The 20,912-nt window shown below is 62.7% G+C and carries 17 protein-coding genes; 11 read left to right on the forward strand and 6 right to left on the reverse strand.

The genetic code is table 11. The features are described from left to right. Nucleotides 1-123 precede the first annotated feature (123 nt). Together ACE4QZ_RS07045 and ACE4QZ_RS07050 are read left to right on the forward strand one after the other, a co-directional pair. On the forward strand, nucleotides 124-1,065 hold the full coding sequence (locus ACE4QZ_RS07045) for an AEC family transporter (protein WP_101196485.1): 942 nt from the start codon (nucleotides 124-126) through the stop codon (nucleotides 1,063-1,065). Between the two features lie 56 nt (nucleotides 1,066-1,121). Further along, the gene (locus tag ACE4QZ_RS07050; RefSeq protein ID WP_103443535.1) at nucleotides 1,122-2,483 is read left to right on the forward strand and encodes an amino acid permease; all 1,362 of its coding nucleotides are present in this window, start codon (nucleotides 1,122-1,124) and stop codon (nucleotides 2,481-2,483) included. Nucleotides 2,484-2,626: 143 nt separating this feature from the next. Here the strand turns inward: ACE4QZ_RS07050 and ACE4QZ_RS07055 are convergent, their stop codons facing one another. From ACE4QZ_RS07055 to gatC, 5 genes are all read right to left on the reverse strand, one after another. Then, nucleotides 2,627-3,670 carry a calcium/sodium antiporter gene (locus ACE4QZ_RS07055; protein WP_021781839.1) on the reverse strand — a complete coding sequence of 348 codons (1,044 nt, stop codon included), beginning with the start codon at nucleotides 3,668-3,670 and terminating at the stop codon, nucleotides 2,627-2,629. A gap of 60 nt (nucleotides 3,671-3,730) precedes the next feature. Next, nucleotides 3,731-4,105, reverse strand: coding sequence for a septal ring lytic transglycosylase RlpA family protein (locus ACE4QZ_RS07060; RefSeq protein ID WP_012270637.1), 375 nt, complete (start codon nucleotides 4,103-4,105; stop codon nucleotides 3,731-3,733). Between the two features lie 128 nt (nucleotides 4,106-4,233). Beyond that, entirely contained in the window at nucleotides 4,234-5,679 is a 1,446-nt protein-coding gene (gene gatB / locus ACE4QZ_RS07065; RefSeq protein ID WP_021781840.1) for an Asp-tRNA(Asn)/Glu-tRNA(Gln) amidotransferase subunit GatB, read from the reverse strand. Between the two features lie 11 nt (nucleotides 5,680-5,690). Continuing rightward, nucleotides 5,691-7,142 (reverse strand): Asp-tRNA(Asn)/Glu-tRNA(Gln) amidotransferase subunit GatA, encoded by a 1,452-nt coding sequence (gatA, locus tag ACE4QZ_RS07070; protein WP_103463220.1) that lies wholly within the window; start codon nucleotides 7,140-7,142, stop codon nucleotides 5,691-5,693. A 15-nt stretch (nucleotides 7,143-7,157) separates the two neighbouring features. Continuing rightward, nucleotides 7,158-7,445, reverse strand: coding sequence for an Asp-tRNA(Asn)/Glu-tRNA(Gln) amidotransferase subunit GatC (gene gatC / locus ACE4QZ_RS07075; RefSeq protein ID WP_003255165.1), 288 nt, complete (start codon nucleotides 7,443-7,445; stop codon nucleotides 7,158-7,160). A gap of 205 nt (nucleotides 7,446-7,650) precedes the next feature. Between gatC and mreB the strand changes: the two genes are divergently transcribed. The 8 genes from mreB (at nucleotide 7,651) to tldD (ending at nucleotide 18,757) form a co-directional block, all read left to right on the forward strand. Further along, nucleotides 7,651-8,688 carry a rod shape-determining protein MreB gene (mreB, locus tag ACE4QZ_RS07080; RefSeq protein WP_003255163.1) on the forward strand — a complete coding sequence of 346 codons (1,038 nt, stop codon included), beginning with the start codon at nucleotides 7,651-7,653 and terminating at the stop codon, nucleotides 8,686-8,688. Between the two features lie 226 nt (nucleotides 8,689-8,914). Further along, complete coding sequence (gene mreC, locus ACE4QZ_RS07085) at nucleotides 8,915-9,907, forward strand: rod shape-determining protein MreC (protein ID WP_021781842.1); 993 nt, start codon at nucleotides 8,915-8,917, stop codon at nucleotides 9,905-9,907. Further along, nucleotides 9,907-10,395 (forward strand): rod shape-determining protein MreD, encoded by a 489-nt coding sequence (mreD, locus tag ACE4QZ_RS07090; RefSeq protein WP_021781843.1) that lies wholly within the window; start codon nucleotides 9,907-9,909, stop codon nucleotides 10,393-10,395. The genes mreC and mreD overlap by 1 nt, the downstream gene beginning before the upstream one ends. 32 nt (nucleotides 10,396-10,427) lie before the next feature. After that, nucleotides 10,428-11,039: a Maf family protein gene (locus tag ACE4QZ_RS07095; protein WP_021781844.1), complete on the forward strand. Its 612-nt coding sequence runs from the start codon at nucleotides 10,428-10,430 to the stop codon at nucleotides 11,037-11,039. Between the two features lie 54 nt (nucleotides 11,040-11,093). Further along, nucleotides 11,094-12,551 carry a ribonuclease G gene (gene rng / locus ACE4QZ_RS07100; protein WP_021781845.1) on the forward strand — a complete coding sequence of 486 codons (1,458 nt, stop codon included), beginning with the start codon at nucleotides 11,094-11,096 and terminating at the stop codon, nucleotides 12,549-12,551. Nucleotides 12,552-12,633: 82 nt separating this feature from the next. Then, the gene (locus ACE4QZ_RS07105) at nucleotides 12,634-16,455 is read left to right on the forward strand and encodes a YhdP family protein (RefSeq protein WP_021781846.1); all 3,822 of its coding nucleotides are present in this window, start codon (nucleotides 12,634-12,636) and stop codon (nucleotides 16,453-16,455) included. Between the two features lie 8 nt (nucleotides 16,456-16,463). Beyond that, complete coding sequence (locus tag ACE4QZ_RS07110; RefSeq protein ID WP_103463219.1) at nucleotides 16,464-17,315, forward strand: carbon-nitrogen hydrolase family protein; 852 nt, start codon at nucleotides 16,464-16,466, stop codon at nucleotides 17,313-17,315. A 2-nt stretch (nucleotides 17,316-17,317) separates the two neighbouring features. Continuing rightward, nucleotides 17,318-18,757: a metalloprotease TldD gene (gene tldD / locus ACE4QZ_RS07115; RefSeq protein ID WP_021781848.1), complete on the forward strand. Its 1,440-nt coding sequence runs from the start codon at nucleotides 17,318-17,320 to the stop codon at nucleotides 18,755-18,757. A gap of 57 nt (nucleotides 18,758-18,814) precedes the next feature. Here the strand turns inward: tldD and yjgA are convergent, their stop codons facing one another. Then, a complete protein-coding gene (yjgA, locus tag ACE4QZ_RS07120) occupies nucleotides 18,815-19,336 on the reverse strand; it encodes a ribosome biogenesis factor YjgA (RefSeq protein WP_003255152.1) in 522 nt (173 codons plus the stop codon). A 109-nt stretch (nucleotides 19,337-19,445) separates the two neighbouring features. Here yjgA and pmbA point away from each other — a divergent pair, with 109 nt between their 5' ends. After that, entirely contained in the window at nucleotides 19,446-20,792 is a 1,347-nt protein-coding gene (gene pmbA, locus ACE4QZ_RS07125; RefSeq protein ID WP_021781849.1) for a metalloprotease PmbA, read from the forward strand. Nucleotides 20,793-20,912: the final 120 nt, after the last annotated feature.

A 20,912-nucleotide genomic window follows, 5' to 3' on the forward strand; every position in this document is an offset into this window, starting at 1 on the left:
AGGCCGGTGAAGGCATCGGAAAACCTGAAAGGCATTTCCTTTTATCGCGCTTGATCCCCGCAAATCCCGGCCGTTGACGTATCATTGGCCGCCTGACGGCAACCCCTCCAGGATCGCTTGCGCATGCTCGCCCTTCTTATCCAGACCCTGAACATCACGGCGCCGGTATTCGCCATGCTGTTCATGGGCGTCCTGCTCAAACGCGTACACTTGATCGACGACAACTTCAACCGTGTCGCCTCGCAGCTGGTGTTCAACGTCTGCATGCCGGCGCTGCTGTTCCTCGGCATCTACCACGCCGACCTGGCCGCAGCGGTCAAGCCCGGTGTCCTCCTGTATTTCATCTTCGCCACCCTGGCCGGTTTCGGCATTGCCTGGGGCATGGCCATCTGGCGCAGCCCGATGGCCGACCGGGGCATCTATACCCAGGGCGCCTTCCGCGGCAACAACGGTGTGATCGGCCTGGCCCTGGCCGCCAGCCTGTACGGTGACTATGGCATTTCCCTGGGGGCGGTGCTCGCAGGCCTGGTCATCCTCATGTACAACTCGCTGTCAGCGGTAGTACTGGCGGTGTACAGCCCGGACCTCAAGTCCGATCCGTGGAGTATCTGCAAGAGCATTTTCAGCAACCCGCTGATCATCAGCGTGCTGGTGGCCGCACCGATGGCTTACGGTCAGGTGCCGCTGCCTAACTGGTTGCTGACCTCGGGCGACTACCTGGCACAGATGACCCTGCCGCTGGCGCTGATCTGTATCGGTGGCACGCTGTCACTGGCAGCGCTGCGTAACTGTGGCCGGCTGGCCATCGATGCCAGCCTCGTGAAAATGCTCTGGCTGCCGCTGCTCGGCACCCTTGGGGCCTGGTTTTGCGGGTTTCGCGGGGCGGAGCTGGGCATCCTGTTCCTGTACATGGGCAGCCCGACCGCTGCAGCCAGCTACGTGATGGCGCGGGCGGCCAACGGCAATCATGAACTGGCCGCGTCGATCATCGTGATTACCACGCTAATGGCGGCGATCACCACCAACATTGGTATTTTCATCTTGCAGTGGGGCGGATGGATCTAGATCCTTGACTGCAAATAACAGCAACAACACTGCCTCACTGAGCTAAAGGACACTTCATGCAAGACCAGAGCACGCCCGAGCGGTTACAGCGCGGGCTGAAGAATCGCCATATCCAGCTGATCGCGCTGGGCGGGGCCATCGGTACCGGCTTGTTCCTGGGCATTGCCCAGACCATTCAGTTGGCCGGCCCCTCCGTGTTGCTGGGCTACGCCATCGCCGGCCTGATGGCCTTCCTGATCATGCGCCAGCTGGGCGAAATGGTGGTGGAAGAGCCGGTCGCCGGCAGCTTCAGCCACTTCGCCCACCAATACTGGAGCGAGTTTGCCGGCTTTGTCTCAGGCTGGAATTACTGGGTGGTGTACGTGCTGGTCGGCATGGCCGAGCTGACGGCGGTCGGTATCTACGTGCAGTACTGGTGGCCGGACTTCCCCACCTGGGCCACGGCGGCGATCTTCTTCGTGGTGATCAACCTGATCAACCTGACCCAGGTAAAGGTCTATGGCGAGATGGAGTTCTGGTTCGCCCTGGTCAAGGTGGTAGCGATCGTCAGCATGATCGGCTTTGGTGCCTGGTTGCTGGGCAGCGGTCATGGTGGCCCGGATGCCAGCGTGGCCAACCTGTGGCAGTACGGCGGCTTCTTCCCTAACGGCGTCACGGGTCTGGTAATGGCCCTGGCGGTGATCATGTTCTCGTTCGGTGGCCTGGAGCTGGTCGGCATCACGGCTGCCGAGGCTGACAACCCGCGCCAGAGCATCCCCAAGGCCACCAACCAGGTGGTGTACCGCATCCTGATTTTCTACATCGGTGCCTTGGCAGTGCTGTTGTCGCTGTACCCTTGGCAGAAGGTGGTGCAGGGCGGCAGCCCGTTCGTGATGATCTTCCACGAACTGGACAGCGACCTGGTGGCGACCATCCTCAATATCGTGGTGTTGACGGCTGCGCTCTCGGTGTACAACAGCTGTGTGTACGCCAATAGCCGTATGCTGTTCGGCCTGGCTAGCCAGGGCGATGCGCCGCGTCAGTTGCTGAAGGTAAGCCGTAGCGGTGTGCCGCTGACCGCGCTGGGCGTCTCGGCCTTTGCGACCGGCCTGTGCGTGCTGATCAACTACCTGATGCCGGGTGGGGCCTTTGGCTTGCTGATGGCGTTGGCGGTGTCTGCGCTGGTAATCAACTGGGCGAGCATCAGTATCACCCACCTGAAGTTCCGCAAGGCCAAGTTGGCTGCCGGGATCACCCCTTTCTACAAAAGCCTGGGGCACCCACTGACCAACTACCTGTGCCTGGCATTCATTGTGCTGATCCTGGTGGTGATGTACCTGACGCCGCCAATTCGCATCTCGGTAATGCTGATCCCGGCATGGATCGCTGTGCTGTGGCTCGCCTTCAAGATGAAGAAGGCGCGCCAGGCCAAGGGCTGATCGGGTTTGTTCGTAAGGGGTATGCCGTTAGGTTTTCGGCGTCTGTGAGATCGAGCGCCGCCCGCGCGGCGCTCGATCTCACAGGCGATGAAAGCCTAAAGGCATGCGTCTGGCGGCCCTGACGCGTGCCACTTCCATGCCCCTCAATGCTGCCTCCGCCAGGCACGCACGGTGGTGTACAGCAGCACTGTGGCGAGCACCGGCAGTACATAGAACAGCATCAATCGCTCCAGGCGGCCAGCCAGCGGCATACCCATGGTAAAAGCCGCCACATGAAGGCCGTAGGCCAGGTACAGGCAAAGAAACACCAGGCCTTCGGCGCGAGTGATGCGGTAACCGGAATAGAACACTGGCAGGCTCAGTACGGCAACGCCGAGCATTACAGGCAGATCGAAAGACAGCGCGTTAGGCGAAATCGACAGTGGCTCCGGGGTGATCAGTGCGGTCAGGCCCAATACGGCCAGCAGGTTGAACAGGTTGCTGCCGATCACCGTGCCCACCGCGATCTCCCGTTCGCCACGCAAGGCGGCGATCAGCGCAGCGGCCAGTTCCGGCAGGGAGGTGCAGATGGCAACCACCGTCAGGCCGATGATGCGCTCGGACAGGCCCAGGTCGGTGGCCACCTCGATGGCAGCTTCCAGTAACAAGTGGCCCGCCAGGCTCAGCAGGCCAAGGCCGACCAGTACCTGCAGCAGCGTACCTGCCCAGAAGCGCCCGGCACCTGACCTGGCGGCGTCCGGGGCAGGGTAGGTGCGTGCGTAGTGGCGCGACTGGTGCCAGAGCATGGCCAGGTAACCGGCCAGCCCAAGCAATAACAGTGCCCCTTCAACCCTGCCCAGGCGGGCATTGGCGGACAGTGCATACACCAGCCCGCTGGCGACGATCATCAATGGAATGTCCAGGCGCACCAGCTGGCGTGACACCCGCAGCGGGATGATCAGTGCGGCCAGGCCGAGAATGACCAGTACGTTGAAGATGTTGCTGCCTATCACGCTGCCTACTGCCACATCCGGCGCGCCCTGGTAGGCAGCCTGGAGGCTGACGGTCAATTGTGGCGCGGTGCTGCCGAAGGCCACCAGGCTCAGGCCTATGATCAGCGGACGAACATGCAGGCGTTGCGCCAGGCGCAAAGCGGAGCGCACCAGTAACTCGGCGCCGCCGACCAGCAACAGCAGGGCAACGCCCATTTGCAGCAGGCTAAAAGTGGGAAGGGTGGCCAGGTCGAAAATGGTCGGACTCCTGTCGCGTCAGTCGCTAAGCCCTTGTACCCGCACGCGCGCTGTTCCGCTACGGAGCATGCCGATTTTTTCTGCTGCTGCGCGAGACAGGTCGATCAGGCGGCCGCGGGTGTGCGGGCCACGGTCGTTGATACGTACCACCACACTGCGCTGGTTGGCCATGTTGGTGACCAGTACACGCGTGCCGAAAGGCAGGCTGCGGTGGGCGGCGGTAAGGCCGTGCTGGTTGAACGGTTCGCCACTGGCGGTGCGTTTACCGTGGTGGCGCGACCCGTAGTAGGAAGCGGTGCCCGTTTGGTCGTAACCGCGGGGGTCGATGTCATGGCTGGCGCAGCCGGCCAGGAAAGAAAACAGGGCGAGGGTGCCGAGGGATCGTTTTAGCAAGTCAGGTGCTCTCCGGTGCGGCCATTCGCGGGTAAACCCGCTCCTACAGGCGAAGCGTTGGCTTGTGTAGGAGCGGCTTCAGCCGCGAACGAGGGCGAAGCCCTCGCAGCATTACAGGGGGAAAATCATCACCCTTCGAGCTTGGCCTTGAGCAATTGGTTCACCTGCCCCGGGTTGGCCTTGCCTTTGGAGGCTTTCATGGCCTGGCCGACGAAGAAGCCGAACATCTTGCCGCGCTTGGCCTCATCGGCTGCACGATACTGTTCGACCTGCTCGGCATTGGCTGCCAGCATTTCGTCGAGCATCTTGTCGATCGCCCCGGTGTCGGTAACCTGTTTCAGGCCTTTGCTCTCGATGATGCTGTCAGCATCGCCTTCACCGGCGGCCATGGCCTCGAACACGGTCTTGGCAATCTTGCCGCTGATGGTGTTGTCACGAATGCGCAGCAGCATGCCGCCCAGCTGCGCGGCGCTGACCGGCGCCTGATCGATTTCGACACCCAGCTTGTTCAGCAGGCTGCCCAGTTCGACCATGACCCAGTTGGCCGCCAGCTTGGCATCCCCCCCGATCTTCACCACTTCTTCGAAGTAGTCTGCCTGTTCGCGGCTAGAAGCCAATACGTTGGCGTCGTAGGCCGACAGGCCGTACTGGCTCTGGAAACGCTCGACCTTCTGTGGGGGCAGTTCCGGCAGGCCGGCGCGGATGGTTTCGAGGAAGCTGTCCTCGATGACCACCGGCAGCAGGTCCGGATCGGGGAAGTAACGGTAGTCGTTAGCTTCCTCTTTGCTGCGCATGGAGCGGGTTTCGTCACGGTTCGGGTCGTACAGGCGGGTCTCCTGCACCACTTTGCCACCGTCTTCGATCAGGTCGATCTGGCGCTGGATTTCGCTGTTGATCGCGCGCTCGATGAAGCGGAACGAGTTGACGTTCTTGATTTCGCAGCGAGTGCCGAACTCGGTCTGGCCTTTCGGGCGGATCGATACGTTGCAGTCGCAGCGCAGCGAACCTTCGGCCATGTTGCCGTCGCAGATGCCCAGGTAGCGCACCAGCGCGTGGATCGCCTTGACGTAGGCGACGGCTTCCTTGGCGCTGCGCATGTCAGGCTCGGAGACGATTTCCAGCAGCGGGGTGCCGGCACGGTTCAGGTCGATACCGGTGGAACCGCTGAAGTCTTCGTGCAGGCTCTTGCCGGCGTCCTCTTCAAGGTGCGCGCGAGTTACGCCGATGCGCTTGATGGTGCCGTCTTCCAGCGCGATGTCCAGGTGGCCCTTGCCGACGATCGGCAGGTCCATCTGGCTGATCTGGTAGCCCTTGGGCAGGTCCGGGTAGAAGTAGTTTTTTCGTGCGAACACGTTGCGCTTGCCGATCTCGGCATCGATGGCCAGGCCGAACATGCACGCCATGCGCACGGCTTCCTCGTTCAGCACCGGCAGTACACCGGGCATGCCCAGGTCAACCAGGCTGGCCTGAGTATTCGGCTCGGAGCCAAAGGTGGTAGCGCTGCCGGAGAAGATCTTCGACTGGGTGGCGAGCTGAGTGTGAATTTCCAGCCCGATCACAACTTCCCATTGCATGTGTGAATTCCTCAGAAGCCGTTGGGGGCGCGGGTGTGCCAGTCGGTCACCTGCTGGTAGCGGTGCGCGACGTTAAGCAGGCGGCCTTCCTGGAAGTACGGCGCCAGCAGCTGCACGCCGACCGGCAGGCCGTCGACGAAGCCCGCAGGCATCGACAGGCCTGGCAGGCCCGCCAGGTTGGCGGTGATGGTGTAGACGTCTTCGAGATACGCGGCAACCGGGTCGCTGCTCTTGGCGCCAAGCTTCCAGGCCGGGTTTGGCGTGGTCGGGCCGAGAATCAGGTCGACATCGTTGAAGGCGGCCATGAAGTCGTTCTTGATCAGGCGGCGGATTTGCTGCGCCTTCACGTAGTAGGCGTCGTAGTAACCGGCCGACAGGGCGTAGGTCCCGACCATGATGCGGCGCTGTACTTCAGCGCCGAAGCCTTCGCCGCGTGAGCGCTTGTACAGGTCGGTGAGGTCTTTGGGCTCTTCGCAGCGGTAGCCGAAGCGTACGCCGTCGAAACGCGACAGGTTGGAAGAGGCTTCAGCCGGGGCGATCACGTAGTAGGCCGGAATGGCATGCTGCATGTTCGGCAGGCTGATTTCCTTTACCACTGCACCGAGCTTTTCCAGCTCTTTGACGCTGGCCTGGACCAGGTCGGCGATGCGGGGGTCGAGGCCGGCGCCGAAGTACTCTTTCGGCAGGCCGATGCGCAGGCCCTGCAACGAAGCGTTCAGGCTGGCGCTGTAGTCCGGCACCGGTTCTTCGATGCTGGTGGAATCCTTGGCATCAAAGCCGGCCATGCCTTGCAGCAGCAGCGCGCAGTCCTCGGCGGTGCGGGCCAGCGGGCCGCCTTGGTCGAGGCTGGAGGCGTAGGCGATCATGCCCCAGCGTGACACACGACCGTACGTTGGCTTGAGGCCGGTGAGGTTGGTCAGTGCCGCGGGTTGGCGGATCGAGCCGCCGGTGTCGGTGCCCGTGGTGGCGGGCAGCAGGCGCGCGGCCACTGCAGCGGCCGAACCACCGGACGAGCCGCCCGGAACGTGCTCGAGGTTCCATGGGTTTTTCACCGCGCCGTAATGGCTGGATTCGTTGGCCGAACCCATGGCGAACTCGTCCATGTTGGTCTTGCCCAGGGTGACCATGCCGGCTTCGGCCAGCTTGGCGACCACCGTGGCGTCATAGGGCGCGTTGAAGTTGTCGAGCATCTTCGAGCCGCAGCTGGTGCGTACGCCGTTGGTGCAGAACAGGTCTTTGTGGGCGATCGGTGCACCCAGCAGCGCGCCGGTTTCGCCAGCGGCGCGCCGGGCATCGGCGGCACGCGCCTGGCCCAGGGCCAGGTCGTCGATGATGCTGATGAAGCTGTTGATCTGTGGGTCGAGCTGTTTGATGCGCGCCAGCAGCGCGCCAGTCAGCTCTTCGGAAGAAAACGATTTGTCGGCGAGTCCGCGGGCGATCTCGGCCAGGGTCAATTGATGCATGGCAGGCTCTATCCCTTACTCGATGACTTTGGGAACCAGGTACAGACCGCTTTCGGTCGACGGCGCAATGGCCTGGTAGGCGTCGCGCTGGTTGCTTTCGGTGACTTGGTCGGGACGCAGGCGCTGGCTGGCCTCCAGCGGGTGGGCCAGGGGCTCGATGCCAGTGGTATCGACCGCTTGCATCTGGTCGACCAGGCCGAGAATGCTGTTCAGGGCGTCAGTAATGCGTGGCAGTTCGCCATCATTCAGGCCCAGGCGGGCCAGATGGGCGATCTTTTCCACGTCGCAGCGTTCAAGCGCCATGAGGATCTCCAAGGGAAACAAAGAACGGAATTTGGGTCCGCAGTGAGGAACATGTCAGCTTTCTGGCGGTCTAACGGCCGCGAAATTCTGCTGGCGTGCTCGGAAAAACAGCCAATTTAACATATTGGCTCCTTGCCCAAAATCCCTGCCATTGTTAGAGTTTGCCGCACTTTTTTACCCACGCTTTCCCCAGGGTCACTTTCCCATGTTCAAGAAACTGCGTGGCATGTTTTCCAGCGATCTTTCTATCGACCTGGGTACTGCCAACACCCTTATTTACGTGCGTGAGCGCGGTATCGTCCTGAATGAGCCCTCGGTTGTTGCCATCCGTACCCATGGCAACCAGAAAAGCGTCGTCGCCGTCGGTACCGAAGCCAAACGCATGCTGGGCCGTACGCCTGGCAACATTGCAGCCATTCGTCCGATGAAAGACGGCGTCATCGCCGACTTCAGCGTCTGCGAAAAAATGTTGCAATATTTTATCAACAAGGTTCACGAGAACAGCTTCCTGCAGCCAAGCCCGCGCGTGCTGATCTGCGTGCCGTGCAAGTCGACCCAGGTCGAGCGTCGCGCCATCCGCGAGTCGGCCCTCGGTGCGGGTGCCCGTGAAGTGTTCCTGATCGAAGAGCCGATGGCCGCTGCCATCGGTGCAGGGCTGCCGGTTGAAGAGGCCCGCGGTTCCATGGTCGTCGATATCGGTGGTGGTACCACTGAAATCGCCCTGATCTCGCTGAACGGCGTGGTCTATGCCGAGTCCGTCCGTGTGGGCGGTGACCGCTTCGACGAAGCCATCGTTACCTACGTGCGCCGCAACTACGGCAGCTTGATCGGCGAATCCACCGCCGAGCGTATCAAGCAGGAAATCGGTACTGCCTACCCAGGTGGCGAAGTACGTGAAGTCGACGTACGTGGTCGTAACCTGGCCGAAGGCGTACCGCGTGCCTTCACCCTGAACTCCAACGAAGTGCTCGAAGCGCTGCAGGAATCGCTGGCGACCATCGTCCAGGCGGTCAAGAGCGCCCTCGAGCAATCGCCGCCGGAGCTTGCTTCGGACATCGCCGAGCGCGGCCTGGTGCTGACCGGTGGTGGTGCGCTGCTGCGTGACCTCGACAAACTGCTGGCCCAGGAAACCGGCCTGCCGGTAATCGTTGCCGAGGACCCGCTGACCTGCGTCGCCCGTGGCGGCGGTCGCGCCCTGGAAATGATGGACAAGCACGCGATGGACCTGCTCTCCAGCGAGTGATCACGCTTGCTGTTCACGAGCGCCCGGTTTACAGGTAGTACGCACAGTGCTACCTGTATGTGCTGCGCTGGTGCCCGTTTGGGGCGCCGTAACCGTCAATCCGCAACCAGGCTGGTGCGTTGTCCCATGTCCAATGACCTCCTGAGTCGTCCACGAGGAACGGCCCATTAAACCGCTTTTCTCCAAGGGCCCTTCGCTGGGCGTTCGCCTGCTCGTTCTGGTGGTGATGTCAGTCGCGTTGATGGTTGTCGACGCGCGCTTTGACGTGCTCAAGCCCGTGCGCAGCCAGATGGGCCTGGTGCTGATGGAGTCGTACTGGATCACCGATTTGCCGCAGCGTGCCTGGCAAGGTGTGGCCGGCCAGTTCGGTAGCCGCACCGAGCTGATTGCCGAAAACGAGAAGCTCAAGACTGAAGCCCTGCTGCTGCAGGGGCGCCTGCAGAAGCTGGCGGCCCTGACCGAGCAGAACGTGCGGCTGCGCGAGTTGCTCAACTCTTCGGCGCTGGTCAACGAAAAGGTCGAAGTGGCCGAGCTGATCGGTGTCGACCCCAACCCGTTTACCCACCGCATTCTGATCAACAAGGGTGAGCGTGATGGTGTTTTTCTGGGCCAGCCGGTGCTCGACGCCCGCGGCCTGATGGGCCAGGTCGTAGAGTTGATGCCCTACACCGCGCGGGTGCTGCTGCTGACCGATACCACCCACAGCATTCCGGTGCAGGTCAACCGCAACGGTCTGCGTGCCATTGCCAGCGGCACTGGCAACCCGGAGCGCCTGGAGTTGCGCCATGTGGCCGACACTGCCGACATCAAGGAAGGCGACCTGCTGGTCAGTTCCGGCATGGGGCAGCGCTTTCCTGCCGGTTACCCGGTGGCCACGGTCAACGAAGTGATCCACGATTCCGGCCAGCCCTTTGCCATCGTCCGCGCCATCCCCACCGCCGCGCTTAACCGCAGCCGCTATATGTTGCTGGTGTTCAGTGACCGGCGTAGCCCGGAGCAGCGCGCCACCGATGCCGCCATTGCTCAGGAGGAGGCTGACCGCAAGGGGGCTGCACCTGCTGGTCAGCCGGCCGCTACCGGTGATCAGGTTGCGCCAGCCGCTGGTACGCCGGCCGCGGCGGTCGCACCGGCAGCTCCGGTCACTCCGGTCGCGCAGCCCGCAGCCCCGGCTGCTGCACCTGCCACGCCGGCCGCACCCGCTCAACCCCGGAGGCAATGATGGCTGCATCACGCCGCAACAACGGCTGGATCATCTGGCTTACTTTCGCCATCGGCCTGCTGCTCAGTGTTTCTCCCATGCCGCAGTTCATGGAGGTGTTCCGGCCCATGTGGCTGGCCTTGCTGGTGTCGTTCTGGACCCTTGCCGTGCCGAACAAAGTCGGCATGACCACGGCATTCGTGCTGGGCCTGGCCGAGGACGTGCTGTATGGCACCCTGCTGGGGCAGAATGCGCTGGTCCTTACCCTCATCACCTTTCTGGTGCTGTCCCTGCAGCAGCGTCTGCGCATGTTCCCCATGTGGCAGCAAAGCCTGGTCATTCTGGTGATCTTTGGCATCGCCCAGTTGATCCAGCTATGGCTCAGCGCACTGACCGGCAACCGCCTGCCCACCTTGGCGCTGGTTTGGTCGGCGGTAATCAGTGCCTTGCTCTGGCCGTGGATCAGCTTTGCCTTGCGCGACCTGCGTCGACGCTTGCATATCAACTGACGGCAATGTGCCGCTGACAGGGAGATGTCTGCATGACCCCGCTATACCTGGCTTCCGGCTCGCCCCGTCGTCGTGAACTGCTGACGCAGATCGGCGTGCCATTCATTGTCATCAATGCCCCCGTCGATGAATCTCCGCTGCCCAGCGAAAGCGCCCCTGCCTACGTCGAACGCCTGGCCCGGGCAAAGGCCGCCGCCGGCCTGGCCCGTGTCGACGGGCCGGCTGTAGTGCTCGGCGCAGACACTGCCGTGGTGCTCGATGGTCGTATTCTCGGCAAACCGGAAAACCGCGAAGATGCCTTGGCCATGCTGGCTGACCTGTCGGGCCGCGAGCATCAGGTGCTGACCGCTGTTGCCCTGGACGATGGCCAGCGGGTGCACAGTTTTTGCGTTACCAGCAAGGTGCGCTTTCGCGCCATCAGTACCGATGAAGCGCAGCGCTACTGGGCCAGCGGCGAGCCGGTCGACAAGGCAGGCGGCTATGCCGTCCAGGGGTTGGGTGCGGTGTTCGTCACCGGCCTCTCTGGCAGCTACTCGGCGGTGGTCGGCTTGCCGCTCTGTGAAACGGCGGATTTGCTTGGCCAGTTCGGCATTGCCTGCTGGCAATCGCCCGCGCATACGCCAGAGGTAACAAACCCGCAGTAGCCAGCAGTGCATACGCCATCCATCATTAGAAAGAACCTTTGACGAGAGCCTGCCATGAGTGAAGAGATCCTGATCAACATCACCCCGATGGAGTCACGTGTGGCGGTGGTGGAAAACGGGGTGCTGCAGGAAGTGCACGTCGAGCGCACCCAGCGCCGTGGCATCGTCGGTAATATCTACAAGGGCAAGGTGGTGCGTGTGCTGCCAGGCATGCAGGCGGCCTTCGTCGACATCGGCCTTGAGCGCGCTGCGTTTATCCATGCCTCGGAAATTTCCCAGCGTGAAGGCTCGGCGGTAGAGAACATCACCGCACTGGTACACGAAGGGCAGGCCCTGGTGGTGCAGGTGACCAAGGACCCGATCGGCACCAAGGGTGCGCGCCTGACCACTCAGCTATCAATTCCGTCGCGCTACCTGGTGTACATGCCGCGCAGCAGTCATGTCGGTATTTCGCTGAAAATCGAGGACGAAGCCGAGCGTGATCGCCTCAAGCAGGTGGTCAGCGACTGCATGGATAGCGAGAACATCAAGGATGCCGGCGGCTTCATCCTGCGCACCGCCGCCGAAGGTGCGCGTGCCGAGGAGATCTTGCAGGACATTCGCTACCTGCGCCGCCTGTGGGAGCAAATTGGCACCCAGATCAAGACCTGCGGCGCGCCCACGGTCATTTACGAAGACCTTGGCCTGGCCCTGCGTACCCTGCGCGACCTGGTCAACCCGAAGATCGAGAAGATCCGCATCGACTCGCGGGAAACCTTCCAGAAGACTACACAGTTCGTCGGCGAGTTGATGCCGGAAATTGCCGACCGCCTCGAACATTACCCGGGCGAGCGCCCGATCTTTGACCTGTACGGCGTCGAAGACGAGATCCAGCGGGCCCTTGAGCGCAAGGTGCCGTTGAAGTCCGGCGGCTATCTGGTGGTCGACCCGGCCGAAGCGATGACCACCATTGATGTCAACACCGGGGCTTTCGTCGGCCACCGCAACCTCGAAGAAACCATCTTCAAGACCAACCTCGAGGCCGCTACCGCCATCGCCCGACAACTGCGCCTGCGCAACATTGGCGGCATCATCATCATCGACTTCATCGACATGGAAGACGAAGATCACCAGCGCCAGGTACTGCGTACCCTGGAAAAACAGCTGGAGCGCGATCATGCCAAGACCAACATCATTGGCATCACCGAGTTGGGCCTGGTGCAGATGACCCGCAAGCGCACGCGGGAAAGCCTGGAGCAGGTGCTTTGCGAGCCGTGCCTGGCCTGTCAGGGCCGCGGCAAGCTGAAAACACCCGAGACCATCTGTTACGAAATATTCCGCGAGATCCTGCGGGAGGCCCGTGCCTATCAGGCTGAAGGCTACCGTGTGCTGGCCAACCAGAAGGTGGTCGACCGCCTGCTGGATGAAGAATCAGGCAACGTGGCGGAACTGGAGGCCTTCATCGGTCGAACCATTCGCTTCCAGGTCGAGTCGATGTATTCGCAGGAACAATACGACGTGGTGCTGCTCTGAGGCCTTCTGAAACACGCCACTGCGTCGTCGGGCTGGCAAAGCCGGCAGTACCGGCCATCATGGATAAACGACTTGGAGGGCCATGGCCATGGGACGTCTGAACCGCGTTCTTGTCGCTCTGACCCGCTGGGGGTTGGGCATATGTGCCCTGCTGACAGTATTGGTAGCGCTATATGTCAGCCTTGGCCGTGAACTGGTGCCGCTGGTAGCCGAGTACCGTGCCGATGTAGAAAGCAAGGCCGAGCAGGCGCTGGGCCTGCCCGTGCATGTCGGTGCCCTGGAAGGGCACTGGAGCGGACTGGCCCCCGTGTTGCGGGTGCGCGACCTGCAATTGGGCGAAGGCGCCAAGGCGCTGCGGCTGGACGAGGTCATGGTGGTGCCCGACATCTGGGCCAGCCTCACCGCCCGCGAAGTGCGCCTGGCGCGTATTCAGCTGGGCGGGCTGCAACTGATCCTTCGCGAGAACGAGCAGGGCGCCTGGAGCCTCGAAGGCCTGCCTAAAAAGGACGATGCACCGCTGGACCCTGCCGACCTGCTGCAGCGCTTGCGCCAGCTGGGGCGCATCGATGTGTTCGACAGTCTGGTCACCCTGCACCCCTGGCAGCGCGACCCGCTGACCCTGACTTATGTGAGTGCCGGCGTGCAGGCCGGTGCCACACGCCAGGCCTTGGACCTGCGTGCCACCCTGCCCGACGGCCAGCCCCTGGCGCTGAGCCTGAACAGCCATATGTCGGCCGAAGCTTGGCGCGATGGCGAGGTAGAAGCCTATTTGAGCCTGCCGCAAAGTGACTGGGCACATTGGCTGCCGCCCCGGGTGTTGGGGCAGTGGCATGCTGATACCCTGCGGGCAGGCGGTGAGTTCTGGGTCAACTGGGGCAAGGGACAGTTGCAACGGGCCGTCGTACGGCTCAATGCTCCCAGGCTGGAGGGCGCCTATGCCGGGCGCAAGGCTGCCAACCTGAATAATCTGGCTTTTGGTGCGTGGTTCCAGCGGCGGGAGCAAGGCTTCGACGTAGTCGTCGACTCGTTGGCCATGGACCTCGGTAAGGCTCGCTGGGAGTCTCACCTGCAGTTGCAGCAGCGCCCTGGCCAGAACGCAGCCGATGAAAGCTGGCAGTTACAGGCGGACCGCCTCGACCTCACACCGCTGACCCCGTTGATCGATGCCCTGGCACCGCTTCCGGACAAGGTAAAGGATGTGGTCGATGGCTTGAAGGTAACCGGTACGTTGCGCAATGTGCGCCTCGAGGCCAGGCCCAAGGCCGAGGGTGACCAGCGCCTGCAGTTTGCAGCCAACCTGGAGAAAGTAGGCTTCGATGCTTATCACAACGCCCCGGCGGCCGGTAACGTCAGTGGCAGCATCAGGGGTGATCTGGGCCATGGCGAGCTGCGCCTGGATACCGATGCGTTCATGCTGCATCTGTACCCGATCTTCGCCAAGCCCTGGCACTACCAGAAGGCGAATGCGCGCCTGACCTGGACTTTGGACAAAGACGGTTTCACCCTGGTTGCGCCCTACCTCAAGGTGCTGGGCGAAGAGGGCAAGATCGCCGGTGACTTCCTGATTCGCCTGTTGTTCGAGGAGGGCCGCGAGGACTACATGGACCTGCGCGTCGGCCTGACCGAAGGCGATGGCCGTTATACCGCCAAGTACCTGCCCGAAGTGCTCAGCCCGGCACTCGACGAATGGCTGCGCAGCGCTATCGTCAAAGGTGCCGTGGACGAGGGTTATTTCCAGTATCAGGGCTCGCTGAACCATGGCGCAGCGCCGGAAGCGCGCAGCATCAGCCTGTTCTTCAAGGTGCACGACGCCGCCCTGGACTTCCAGCCTGGTTGGCCACAGGTGCAGCATGTGGATGGCGATGTGTTCATCGAGGACAGTGGCGTGCGCATCATGGCCCGGCGAGGCGTGCTGCTCGACACCAAGGTCAGCGATGTGAAAGTCGATATCCCGCATGTTGACGGTGACCAGCACAGTCACCTTTATCTGGACGGCGACTTCGACGGTAGCCTGGGTGATGGCCTGAAGATTCTCAAGGAAGCGCCCATCGGCACCGGTGAGATTTTTGCCGGCTGGGAAGGTGAGGGGCCGCTGAAGGGCAAGGTCAAGCTCGATATCCCGCTGACCCATGGGCAGCGCCCAAAAGTGCAGGTGGACTTCGCCACCAGTGACGCGCGCCTGAAGGTTGCCCCGCCGAGCCTGGAGTTGAACCGCCTGAAGGGCGACTTCAGCTTCGACTTCGACAAGGGCCTGAGTGGCAAGGGCATCAGCCTACAGGCCTTCGGCAAGCCGGTAACGGCTCGAATCACCGCTGAAGGTCAGGCTGGGCAGATGCAGACCCGCATCAATGCCAATGGCCAGGTATCGCTCAAGACGCTGACTGACTGGCTGCAATTCAACCAGGCTTTGCCGGCATCCGGTGACCTGCCGTATCAGTTGCAGCTCAGTCTGGGGAGCCGGGACAACCGCCTGAGTGTCACTTCCAGCCTCAAGGGCTTGGCCATCGACTTGCCGGCTCCGTTCGGCAAAGCGGCAGCAGATACCCGTGACAGCCGTTTCAACATGAGCCTTCAGGGCCCGGAGCGGCAATTCGATGCCGCCTACGCCGACCTTGCCCGCTTTGCCTATGCTGCACCGGCCGAAAAGTTGACGCAGGGCCGTGGCGAGCTGGTGCTGGGTACAGGCGACGCCCGGGTACCTGTCAGCCAGGGGCTGAGGGTGCGCGGGCGCCTGGAGACCCTGGACCTGGCCCCTTGGCAGGAAAAGGCTGCCCAGCTTGCTGGCGACGACCCGGGTGGCAGCGCGCGGCAGAACTTGCAAAGCGTCGACCTGAGCATCGGCCAGTTGAAAGCCTTCGGCATGGACCTGAACCAGGCCGTAGTTCGCCTGGCCCGGGCCGGGCCAGCCTGGGATTTGCGCCTCGACAGCAAGGAGGTCATCGGTAACGCACGCGTACCGGATGCCAAGGGCGCGCCCATGGTCGTGCGCATGCAGACCTTGCGCCTGCCTGCCGCCAGCGCCGCTGAACAGCAGGCTGAAGACGGGCCCGACCCGCTGTCCTCGTTCGATCCGCGCAAAGTCCCGGCACTGGACCTGAGCATCGACAAGCTTTATCGAGGTGACGATCTTTACGGCAGCGCCTCGATCAAGCTGCGGCCGACCGCACGTGGCGTCAAGGCCAGTGATATCGACCTCGACCTCAAGGGGTTGCGCATTGATGGCGGTGGTGGCTGGGAGGGTGAAACGGGCAAAACCAGCAGTTGGTACAAAGGGCGCCTTGATGGCAAGAACCTGGCGGATGTGCTCAAAGCCTGGGGCTTTGCCCCGACTGTGACCAGCCGCGACTTCCGCCTGGATGTGGATGGCCGCTGGCCGGGTTCGCCGGCCGCGGTGGGCCTGAAACGCTTCTCGGGCAGCCTGGATGCAGCGCTGCGCACCGGCCAGTTCGTCGAGGTCGAAGGCAGTGCACAGGCACTGCGGGTGTTCGGCCTGCTCAACTTCAACTCGATTGGCCGTCGCCTGCGTCTGGACTTTTCCGACCTGTTTGACAAGGGCCTGGCCTATGACCGGGTCAAGGGCTTGCTGGTGGCCAGTAGTGGCGTCTACGTAACCCGCAAACCGATTACCGTGACCGGCCCGTCGAGCAACTTCGAGCTCGACGGCACGCTGGACATGGTCAGCGACCGTGTCGATGCCGACCTGCAGGTGAGCCTGCCGGTGACCAACAACCTGCCGCTGGCTGCGTTGATCGTCGGCGCGCCAGCTGTGGGCGGCGCACTGTTCCTGGTCGATCGGCTGATCGGTGACCGCGTGTCACGCTTTGCCAGCGTGCACTACCGTGTCGAAGGGCCATGGAAAGAGCCTAGAATCACATTTGTGAAACCTTTCGAAAAATCCCGCTAGGAGTACCCATGAAGGCAGCGGTAATCCAGATGGTCAGCCAGGACGACCTGCAGTCCAACCTGCAGCGTGCCGGTGCCCTGTTGGAGCAGGCCGCGTCCGGCGGCGCACGGTTGGCGGTGCTGCCGGAAAACTTTGCCGCCATGGGGCGCAAGGACGCTGCTGCCATCGGCCGTGCCGAGGCCTTGGGGGAAGGGCCTATTCTGCCATGGTTGAAACGCACCGCCCGCGACCTCAAGTTATGGATTGTTGCCGGTACCTTGCCATTGCCACCGGTCGGCCAGCCCGATGCCAAGGCCCATGCGTGCTCGCTGTTGATCGATGAACACGGCGAGGTGGTGGCACGGTATGACAAGCTGCACCTGTTTGACGTGGATGTGGCCGACAACCGGGGCCGCTACCGCGAGTCGGATGACTACGCGCAGGGTGCTCAGGTGGTGGTGGCTGATACGCCGGTCGGGCGGCTTGGGCTTAGCGTGTGCTACGACCTGCGCTTTCCCGAACTGTACAGCGCGCTGCGCGCCGCCGGCGCGGAGCTGATCACCGCACCGGCTGCTTTTACTGCAGTGACCGGCGCAGCACATTGGGAGGTGCTGGTGCGAGCCCGGGCCATCGAAACCCAGTGTTATCTGCTGGCTGCGGCACAGGGCGGCGCCCACCCTGGCCCACGGGAAACCCATGGCCATGCGATGATCGTCGACCCTTGGGGACGCATTCTCGCAGAACAGGCGCAAGGTGAAGCGGTACTGCTTGCCGAGCGCGACATTGAAGAACAAGTGTCCATTCGGACGCGCATGCCGGTGGTATCGCACCGGCGCTTTTTTTCGCAGGGCGCGTTGCGGCCTGCGCACACCTCGGAGTGACTATGAGCCAGATGTTATCCACCGTCAGTGAGCAGCTCCTGGCCCCAGGCGGCTTGACCCTGGACAGCCTGCAGAGCGTGCTGGGTGAGTTGGCTGGCCCCGGCATCGACGCCGCCGACCTGTACTTCCAGGGCCAGATCTCGGAAACCTGGGCGCTGGAAGACGGCATCGTCAAAGAGGGCAGCTTCAACCTCGACCAGGGCGTGGGCGTGCGTGCCCAGTCCGGCGAAAAAACCGGCTTCGCCTACAGCAACGCGATCAACCTTGAAGCGCTTACCTCGGCAGCCCGTGCCGCCCGTTCGATTTCCCGTGCCGGGCAAAACGGCAGGGTGCAAGCTTTCCGCAGTCAGGAGGTGGCCGCCCTGTATACCGCGGACAACCCGTTGGACGTGCTCAGCCGTGCCGAAAAGGTCGAGCTGCTTAAGCGTGTCGATGCCGCCACCCGTGCTCTGGACCCGCGCATTCAGCAAGTCAGCGTGAGCATGGCCGGGGTCTGGGAACGCATCCTGATTGCTGCGGCCGATGGCAGCCTGGCTGCCGACGTACGCCCGCTGGTGCGCTTCAATGTCAGCGTCATCGTCGAGCAGAATGGCCGTCGCGAACGTGGCGGACAGGGCGGTGGCGGCCGTACCGACTACCGTTTCTTCACCGAAGAGCGGGTCATGGGGTATGCCCGCGAGGCGTTGCGCCAGGCCCTGGTCAACCTGGAAGCGATACCGGCACCGGCCGGTACCTTGCCGGTGGTGCTGGGCTCGGGCTGGTCGGGCGTGCTGCTGCATGAAGCGGTCGGCCACGGCCTGGAAGGTGACTTCAACCGCAAGGGCAGTTCGGCGTTCAGCGGCCGGATTGGCGAGAAGGTGGCGTCGAGCCTGTGCACCATCGTCGACGATGGCACCCTCGAAGGCCGCCGCGGTTCTCTGAGCGTGGATGACGAAGGCACCCCGACCGAATGCACCACGCTGATCGAGAATGGCGTGCTCAAGGGTTACATGCAGGACAAGCTGAACGCGCGCCTGATGGGCATGGCTGTGACCGGTAACGGCCGTCGTGAATCCTACGCGCACCTGCCGATGCCACGCATGACCAACACCTACATGCGTGCCGGCGAAAGCGACCCGCAGGAGATCATCGCGTCGGTGAAGAAGGGTATCTACTGCGCCAACCTCGGTGGTGGGCAGGTGGATATCACCAGCGGCAAGTTCGTGTTCTCCACGAGTGAGGCCTACCTGATCGAAGACGGCAAGATTACCGCGCCGGTGAAGGGCGCAACCCTGATCGGCAATGGTCCGGAGGCGATGAGCCGGGTTTCGATGGTCGGTAACGACCTGGCACTGGACAGCGGGGTAGGGACGTGCGGCAAGGACGGGCAGTCGGTGCCGGTCGGGGTGGGCCAACCTACCTTGAAACTGGATGCGATTACCGTGGGCGGTACCGGGGCTTGATGGTTTCGGGAACCGTTGTGGGAGTGGCGATGCCCACTCCCACAGCGGCCCAGCCTGTCAGCGTAGCCCGCGCTGCAACTCGTCGAGGTCGCGAATGTACTTGAACACCTTGCGCGCGGCGGCAGGCGGTTTGTTCCGCGCCTTCTCGTGCTGGGCATGGCGCACCAGCGAGCGCAACTGCTGGCGGTCGGTGTCGGGGTACTCGTTGACGAAGCGCTCGAGGTCTTCGTCGTTACCGTCGATCAACCGGTCACGCCAGCGCTCCAAACTGTGGAAGCGTTCGTTGTACTGGCGAGTCGAGCTGTCCATCTGCTCGAGCAGGGCGTGGATGGCATCGAGGTCTTGCACGCGCATGAGCTTGCCGACGAACGACATGTGGCGTTTACGGGCGCCATGAGCGGTGTGCTTGCTGGCTTCGGCCAGTGCCTTGCGCAGCTCGTCGGTCAATGGCAGGCGCGCCAAGGTATCGGCCTTGAGCGTGGTAAGCCGCTCGCCGAGTTCGACCAGCGCATGGAGTTCGCGCTTGATCTGGGTTTTGCTTTTTTCGCCGTCGAAGGCGTCGTCGTTTGAATCAACCATGGTGGCAGTCCGCTAGAAATCGCCGCCATGATAACCAGTCGGGGGCCGCTTGTCCGGCCCGGTCGTAGAATGACCCCAAGCCGTACGCAGAATTTGAGTGGAGAGAACCATGAGTGCAGTCCAGAGCGTAGGTCCGAAAGACTTGCCAGCATTGCAGGAACAGGTCGAGGCGATCATCGCCGAGGCGCGTCGTCAGGGGGCCAGTGCCTGCGAAGTGGCGGTGTCGCTGGAGCAGGGGCTGTCCACCACCGTACGCCAGCGGGAGGTCGAAACGGTCGAGTTCAACCGCGACCAGGGCTTTGGTATCACCCTCTATGTCGGCCAGCGTAAAGGTTCGGCCAGCACCTCTGCCAGTGGCGCGGAGGCGATTCGCGAGACTGTCGCCGCAGCGCTGGCAATTGCCAGGCATACCTCCGAGGATGAATGCTCGGGCTTGGCCGACGCGGCGCTGATGGCGCGTGAAATCCCTGATCTGGACCTGTACCACGACTGGGATATCGAGCCCGAGAAGGCCATTGAAATGGCCCTGGCCTGCGAGGCGGCGGCGTTCGACGCCGACCCGCGCATCCTCAACGCTGATGGCACCACCCTCAATACCCACCAGGGCTGCCGCGTGTATGGCAACAGCCATGGGTTCATCGGTGGCTACGCCTCGACCCGCCACAGCCTGAGCTGCGTGATGATTGCCGAAGGCGACGGGCAGATGCAGCGTGACTACTGGTACGACGTGAACCGCCAGGGCAACCTGCTGGCCGACCCGCGCAGCATCGGCGTGCGCGCTGCCCAGCGTGCTGCCAGCCGCCTTGGCGCCCGGCCGGTGCCGACTTGCGAGGTACCGGTGCTGTTCTCGGCCGAATTGGCCGGTGGTCTGTTCGGTAGCTTCCTGTCGGCCATTTCCGGCGGCAACCTCTACCGCAAGTCGTCGTTCCTGGAGGGTACCATTGGTCAGCGTCTGTTCCCTTCCTGGCTGACCCTGGACGAGCGTCCGCATATTCCGCGTGCGTTGGGCAGCGCCGCGTTCGACGGTGATGGCCTGGCCACCTATGCCAAACCGTTTGTCGACAAAGGCGAGCTGGTGTCGTACTTGCTGGGTACCTATTCCGGGCGCAAGCTGGGTTTGCCAAGTACGGCCAATTCCGGTGGCGTGCACAACCTGTTCGTCAGCCACGGTATCGAAGATCAGGCCGCGCTGATTCGCCGCATGGGCCGCGGGCTGCTGGTGACCGAGCTGATGGGGCATGGCTTGAACATGGTGACGGGGGACTATTCCCGTGGTGCGGCGGGGTTCTGGGTCGAAAATGGCGAGATCCAGCATGCCGTGCAGGAAGTCACCATCGCCGGAAACATGAAAGACATGTTCCAGCAGATTGTCGCGATTGGCAGCGATCTTGAAACCCGCAGCAATATCCATACGGGCTCGGTGCTGATTGAGCGCATGACCGTTGCTGGTAGCTGATCGTTAGCCCGCGAACGGGCTGCTACAGGCTCTAAACTTTTTCTGCAAATCCTAAGACCCGGCCCTTGCGCCGGGTTTTTTGTTTCATCATCCCCTCTTGTAATGATTATGGTTGTCATT

Origin of the sequence: Pseudomonas sp. DCA-1, assembly GCF_046523955.1 — a bacterium.
GTDB classification, from domain to species: Bacteria; Pseudomonadota; Gammaproteobacteria; order Pseudomonadales; family Pseudomonadaceae; genus Aquipseudomonas; species Aquipseudomonas putida_Y.

What these genes read in the sequence shown, in the direction of transcription:
- gatC (WP_003255165.1), bottom strand. Translation starts at nt 7,445, where the DNA reads ATGGCGCTTGAACGCTGCGACGTGGAAAAGATCGCCCATCTGGCCCGC.
- ACE4QZ_RS07110 (WP_103463219.1), top strand. Translation starts at nt 16,464, where the DNA reads ATGAAGGCAGCGGTAATCCAGATGGTCAGCCAGGACGACCTGCAGTCC.
- ACE4QZ_RS07105 (WP_021781846.1), top strand. Translation starts at nt 12,634, where the DNA reads ATGGCCATGGGACGTCTGAACCGCGTTCTTGTCGCTCTGACCCGCTGG.
- gatB (WP_021781840.1), bottom strand. Translation starts at nt 5,679, where the DNA reads ATGCAATGGGAAGTTGTGATCGGGCTGGAAATTCACACTCAGCTCGCC.
- yjgA (WP_003255152.1), bottom strand. Translation starts at nt 19,336, where the DNA reads ATGGTTGATTCAAACGACGACGCCTTCGACGGCGAAAAAAGCAAAACC.
- rng (WP_021781845.1), top strand. Translation starts at nt 11,094, where the DNA reads ATGAGTGAAGAGATCCTGATCAACATCACCCCGATGGAGTCACGTGTG.
- mreB (WP_003255163.1), top strand. Translation starts at nt 7,651, where the DNA reads ATGTTCAAGAAACTGCGTGGCATGTTTTCCAGCGATCTTTCTATCGAC.
- ACE4QZ_RS07055 (WP_021781839.1), bottom strand. Translation starts at nt 3,670, where the DNA reads ATGGGCGTTGCCCTGCTGTTGCTGGTCGGCGGCGCCGAGTTACTGGTG.
- ACE4QZ_RS07045 (WP_101196485.1), top strand. Translation starts at nt 124, where the DNA reads ATGCTCGCCCTTCTTATCCAGACCCTGAACATCACGGCGCCGGTATTC.
- mreC (WP_021781842.1), top strand. Translation starts at nt 8,915, where the DNA reads ATGTCAGTCGCGTTGATGGTTGTCGACGCGCGCTTTGACGTGCTCAAG.
- mreD (WP_021781843.1), top strand. Translation starts at nt 9,907, where the DNA reads ATGGCTGCATCACGCCGCAACAACGGCTGGATCATCTGGCTTACTTTC.
- ACE4QZ_RS07095 (WP_021781844.1), top strand. Translation starts at nt 10,428, where the DNA reads ATGACCCCGCTATACCTGGCTTCCGGCTCGCCCCGTCGTCGTGAACTG.
- ACE4QZ_RS07050 (WP_103443535.1), top strand. Translation starts at nt 1,122, where the DNA reads ATGCAAGACCAGAGCACGCCCGAGCGGTTACAGCGCGGGCTGAAGAAT.
- pmbA (WP_021781849.1), top strand. Translation starts at nt 19,446, where the DNA reads ATGAGTGCAGTCCAGAGCGTAGGTCCGAAAGACTTGCCAGCATTGCAG.
- tldD (WP_021781848.1), top strand. Translation starts at nt 17,318, where the DNA reads ATGAGCCAGATGTTATCCACCGTCAGTGAGCAGCTCCTGGCCCCAGGC.
- gatA (WP_103463220.1), bottom strand. Translation starts at nt 7,142, where the DNA reads ATGCATCAATTGACCCTGGCCGAGATCGCCCGCGGACTCGCCGACAAA.